Raw genomic sequence first — 4669 nt, forward strand, 5'->3', positions numbered from 1 at the left:
CAGAAAACGAGGTAAAAGTCAGTAAAATTAAGTGTTTTAGCTTAATCAGCAGACACTAAATAAGGGTATTCATCATAGACACGATGAATATCCTCCGCTGTAATCTCATAATACCGCATACCCTCTCCATTAAATCTCGGCTTGTCCAGCTCATAATCCTGCAAAAGCTGCTCCAGCCCATAGACTCCTTTTTCTCTATGGTATATGTATAAAAGAATTGCAAACTTTTCTTCTGCCGAAAGAAGAAAAGGATCCTGAAAAGGTATACTTTCCTGTATTTTCTGGTTATCCAGTCCATATTTTTTCACCAGGATATCACGAATACAATCCTTTACATACCTTTTCGCTTTCATATCCCCATAAATACAGCTTCTGAGTGCATTTCTCAAAATCCCCTTTTTATGAAGTCTTTCCCGAAGTTCCTTCTGAGACAGACCACTTTCATAAGGATTTTCACGCAAAAGCTGGGTAAAGGTTTTAGTAATCCCCTCTAAAAGCGTTTCAAAATCCAATGTTTCCCTCAAGCTTCCCCTCCTTTTTATCCTTCGCAAAACTCCCAAAGAAGTCTGGATGACTTCTTTAGCTCCTCCATAAACTTTTTATTTTCTGACTTTTTCCCCTCCTTATAGGTGCGTTTTAGAAAAGGAACCAGCCTTCCCTGATTCATTGCATTAGCAAATGCTACAGAATAAGGAACTACTCCTATCCGTTCTTTTTCAATCTGATATTTTCTCTGTATCATGGATATTGTCGTGGCAGACTCCTGGCTATAGCCTCCGACCACATAGAATGCTCTTTTTTTCAAAGAGCCATACTGCTCAAAAAAATCCTCCAGAATGGCAGGATTCTGACATAGATTAACTACAATTACATCTGCTTCATTTAAAATAATCCGTGAGCTCAAACTAATGCCTTGTTCTAAATCAAAACAGACTACATATCCCTGCTTTTCTAAAAGCTGCAGCAAAGGATATACTACCTGGCTGAACTCATAATTAAACTGCTCTGTATTCATCTGTATATTCTGAGGCAGGTAATAAAGTCCCTCCGTTATCGGAATGGAACAGTCCATAACAGCTCTTTCAACCTCCAGTCCGGAATGAAGCCTCCGCATCAGATGGTCAATTCCAATCTGGCTGTAATAGGTATATTCCTTTACCAGGTTTCTTTCCAGAGACTGATTTAAAATCCCCTCCAGATTATTTAAATGAAAATGATTTTCTAACAGAATTGCCTTTTGCTTCCCCATCAGTGCACTGGTTACACTAATACCGGCAAGATTACTGGTAACACCGCAAACTCCCCTTGCGTTGCTCCAGAATGCTACTTTCAAGTATGATATCCCTCCTTTTTTCATTCCGCAGCGAGTGATAGGGCTATCATAAATTACTTTTTGATTTTTGTCAATAACGTCAAAACGACGAAAAACTTAAAGAATTTTCGTCGTTTTGACAAGTATTTTTTTGTCACAACCAAGAACCCTCTAAAATAGAAGGTCTGATTTTCTCCGCAGAAGTCTGGCTCCATTAATCAGTACCATAACTCCGACACCAATGCCAGCAGCCATAATACCGATTCCCAAAACCAGATTACCAATTCCCACAGATTTCATTGTCTTATACACCTTTTCTGCCATCTGCCTGCCTCCTGCTATTTTACTCCATACTGATTATAATATGCATCAATGGCTGCCTTTAATACATCATCAATAATAATCTTTCCCTTATATTCCTTATTATACAGGTGTTCTACAACCTCTGCCATAGTAACAATAGCTGTTGTCTGGATGCCGTATTTCTCCTGAATTTCCTCCAGAGCACTCCTTTCATCCTGTCCACGCTCCATACGGTCAACAGATACTACAAGACCCAGAATATTGACATTTCCCTGTGCCTTGATAATCGGAAGAGTCTCTTGCATGGAAGTACCAGCTGTCGTTACATCCTCAATAACTACCACCTTGTCTCCATCGCTAACTGGACTGCCTAAAAGGATTCCTGTATCTCCATGATCCTTAACCTCTTTCCTGTTAGAGCAGTATTTTACTTCCTTGCCATACAGCTCGCTGAGCGCCATAGAAGTAGCTACACTCAGTGGAATTCCTTTATAAGCCGGTCCAAAAAGTACATCAAAATCTGTACCATACTTCTCCTTGATAGCTCTTGCATAATAGCCACCCAGCCTGCGAAGCTGCTCGCCGGTACGATAAAAGCCGGTGTTTACAAAAAATGGTGTCTTTCTCCCGCTCTTGGTTACAAAATCTCCAAATTTAAGCACCTGACAATCTACCATAAACTCAATAAATTCCTTTTTATATGTTTCCATAAACTCACTTTCTCCTTTATTTATAGGCTTTTAGATATTTTATACTTTATGAAAATACCTGTTTACACCATTTTTACACCATTTACTTTAAACACATCGTTCCATCTTTTTCATTTCTTCTACCAGTGTATCTTCTGTGACATGGCAATAAGTATTATATGTTAATTGAATATCTCCATGTCCTAATAACCGTGATAATGTTTTAATTTGTACACCATTTTCCAATGCTCTTGTTGCAAATGAATGTCTAAAACAGTGAGGTGTAAAGTGTTTAAAATCTGCATTATCTTTCTGTATTTTTTTTACAATTAAACCAATACATTCTTGTATTAAAAACTGTTGTGTTGGTTTATTGTTTCTAGTTACAAATACTAAATCCTCATATCCTTTTGTTGCCATTTTCCCTTTAAATATGAGTTCTTGTTTTTGAATTTTTTGTCTCTTTAAAACATTAATAGCATTTTCTGTTAATGGAATCGTTCGCTTCCCATTATTAGTTTTTGTATCATGCATTTCAAAAACATATTTACCATTTTTACTGAAGTAGAACAAAGTATGGTTTACACTAATATGTGGTTTCTTAGATTTTAAGTCCACATCTTTCCATGACAAAGCACACAATTCACCGACACGCATACCTGTTTCTAGTGCTAACACAAAAAGATTATAGTAAAATGTACCTTCTGCATATTTTAAAAACTGCTTTGTTTCATCAATAGTTAACACTCTACGTTCTTTCTTTTCTTCTTTGGTCAATTCTGTAATGATTTGTTTTGCAGCGTTCTTAGTAATTAAATCAGTGTCTATTGCCTTTTCAAGCATATCTACTAAAATCTTTTTAGAATTTTTTCGTGCATTATCTGAACATAACTTATTGATGGCATTTTGCATTATAATAAGGTTTAGTGATGTTAATTTTCTCCATCCTAAATCATCTTTAATACGTTTATAATGTGTTGCATAAGATTCTTTTGTAGAAGCTCTGCACCCTTTTTTACAAGTGTTCATCCAAATTTCATACCATTTATCCAATGTTATATCTTTTGTGACGACGTTAATTTCTTTTTCGTCTTTGTATTGTTCTTCTCTTAATTTTACTCTTATTTCATTTAGTGTTTTTGCATAAATGGTTTGTCTTTTGCTGAATCTATTCATAAATCTAGCCATATAAGTGCCATCTTTGCGTTGGCAAATTCCTTTGCCAAGTTCTTTCCCATTTATAGATTTACCCATAAATCCTCCCTATATAGTCAAGTCTTTTTTCCCTTAAAATAAGGGATTTGTTAAAATTTTTTCTCAGTAAAATGAGCCATCATCATGGATACTTCTCTGCATCTGGTGCGAAAATAGTGGTTTCTGGGTACACGAATTAAAACGTCTCTATTGCTTCGTTTTAAATGGCCTTGTGTATACCCGTCCCTCTATGGTGATGTACCTCCCGTGTCTACCAGGATCATCTCACATTTCTGGAGAGTCCTCACTTCCTTCGTTCCACCTATCCATAACCAGGGTGTCAGCTTAGCTCCTTTGCAGGGTCATGCCCTCTGGATAATATTCCTGCCGACTACTGGCTCATACTTTGTAAATTCTGTTACTGACTGTTTCTATGAAAGCACCTTGCGGCGGACGTTTACCTCTCATTTCTACATTTGCCGATTACTCAGCTTTATTGCTAATCAACCCCTATCGTGGCTGAGCAAAACAATCATTTTCTAATTGCTTGGCTCAACCGCGATAACAGGATTTAGTTTCTGTTTTTTAATTCACTGCCAATACCGGATGCTGTATATCTTCAAGCATTTTCGTCCCGTCATATGCAACACCCTTGGTTAATATCGTATAAAATATACGGATTACCTTACACGCAACCGCTATGACCGACTGCATTTTCTTCAACGGATTCCTTTCTCTTGTTCGATAATAATTATGGATTTCCTTAAACTCTGCATTCTTTCCTATCAGCGATATTGCCGCTTCATATAAAACATAGCGCAGCCTTTTTCTTCCACGATAACTGATATGACTTTCTCCGTTATGCTTTCCTGAATCATTGCTGACGATTGCATATCCGGCCAACTTCTGTAACTGCTTTGGATTGTCAAAACGTCTTATATCTCCAACCTCTGCTATAAATCCACAGATTGTTATCATACCAATACCTTTTATCTCCAAGAGTTTATCTATATATGGAATCTCATACAGTTTTTCTTCTATTGTCTGCATCAAATCATTCATTCGACAAGTGTACATTTCATAATCACCAAGCAACATCTGAAGTTCCACTCTAGCTGTCACGCGTCAAATTATAATTCTCTCCTGTCGCAATCCTGCCGCAGATTAAATC

Annotated in this window: 5 protein-coding genes and 1 pseudogene; all 6 read right to left on the reverse strand. The window is 37.1% G+C overall.

Annotated features, from left to right (window positions below):
• Window positions 1-41 precede the first annotated feature (41 nt).
• Window positions 42-524 carry a hypothetical protein gene (locus ASU35_RS02035; RefSeq protein WP_058351439.1) on the reverse strand — a complete coding sequence of 161 codons (483 nt, stop codon included), beginning with the start codon at window positions 522-524 and terminating at the stop codon, window positions 42-44.
• A gap of 14 nt (window positions 525-538) precedes the next feature.
• Window positions 539-1333 (reverse strand): CpaE/TadZ family protein, encoded by a 795-nt coding sequence (locus ASU35_RS02040; RefSeq protein ID WP_058351440.1) that lies wholly within the window; start codon window positions 1331-1333, stop codon window positions 539-541.
• A gap of 150 nt (window positions 1334-1483) precedes the next feature.
• The gene (locus tag ASU35_RS19595) at window positions 1484-1636 is read right to left on the reverse strand and encodes a hypothetical protein (RefSeq protein ID WP_058351441.1); all 153 of its coding nucleotides are present in this window, start codon (window positions 1634-1636) and stop codon (window positions 1484-1486) included.
• A gap of 14 nt (window positions 1637-1650) precedes the next feature.
• A complete protein-coding gene (gene pyrE / locus ASU35_RS02050) occupies window positions 1651-2325 on the reverse strand; it encodes an orotate phosphoribosyltransferase (protein ID WP_058351442.1) in 675 nt (224 codons plus the stop codon).
• An 87-nt stretch (window positions 2326-2412) separates the two neighbouring features.
• A complete protein-coding gene (locus ASU35_RS02055) occupies window positions 2413-3558 on the reverse strand; it encodes a site-specific integrase (protein ID WP_058351443.1) in 1146 nt (381 codons plus the stop codon).
• 525 nt (window positions 3559-4083) lie between these two features.
• Window positions 4084-4614 (reverse strand): annotated as a pseudogene (locus ASU35_RS02060) (transposase); the annotation flags it as partial.
• Window positions 4615-4669: the final 55 nt, after the last annotated feature.

Source organism: Acetivibrio ethanolgignens (genome assembly GCF_001461035.1).
Lineage (GTDB): Bacteria > Bacillota > Clostridia > Lachnospirales > Lachnospiraceae > Velocimicrobium > Velocimicrobium ethanolgignens.

Excerpts from the sequence above, each read along its gene's own strand:
- pyrE (WP_058351442.1), bottom strand. The coding sequence starts at position 2,325 with ATGGAAACATATAAAAAGGAATTTATTGAGTTTATGGTAGATTGTCAG.
- ASU35_RS19595 (WP_058351441.1), bottom strand. The coding sequence starts at position 1,636 with ATGGCAGAAAAGGTGTATAAGACAATGAAATCTGTGGGAATTGGTAAT.
- ASU35_RS02055 (WP_058351443.1), bottom strand. The coding sequence starts at position 3,558 with ATGGGTAAATCTATAAATGGGAAAGAACTTGGCAAAGGAATTTGCCAA.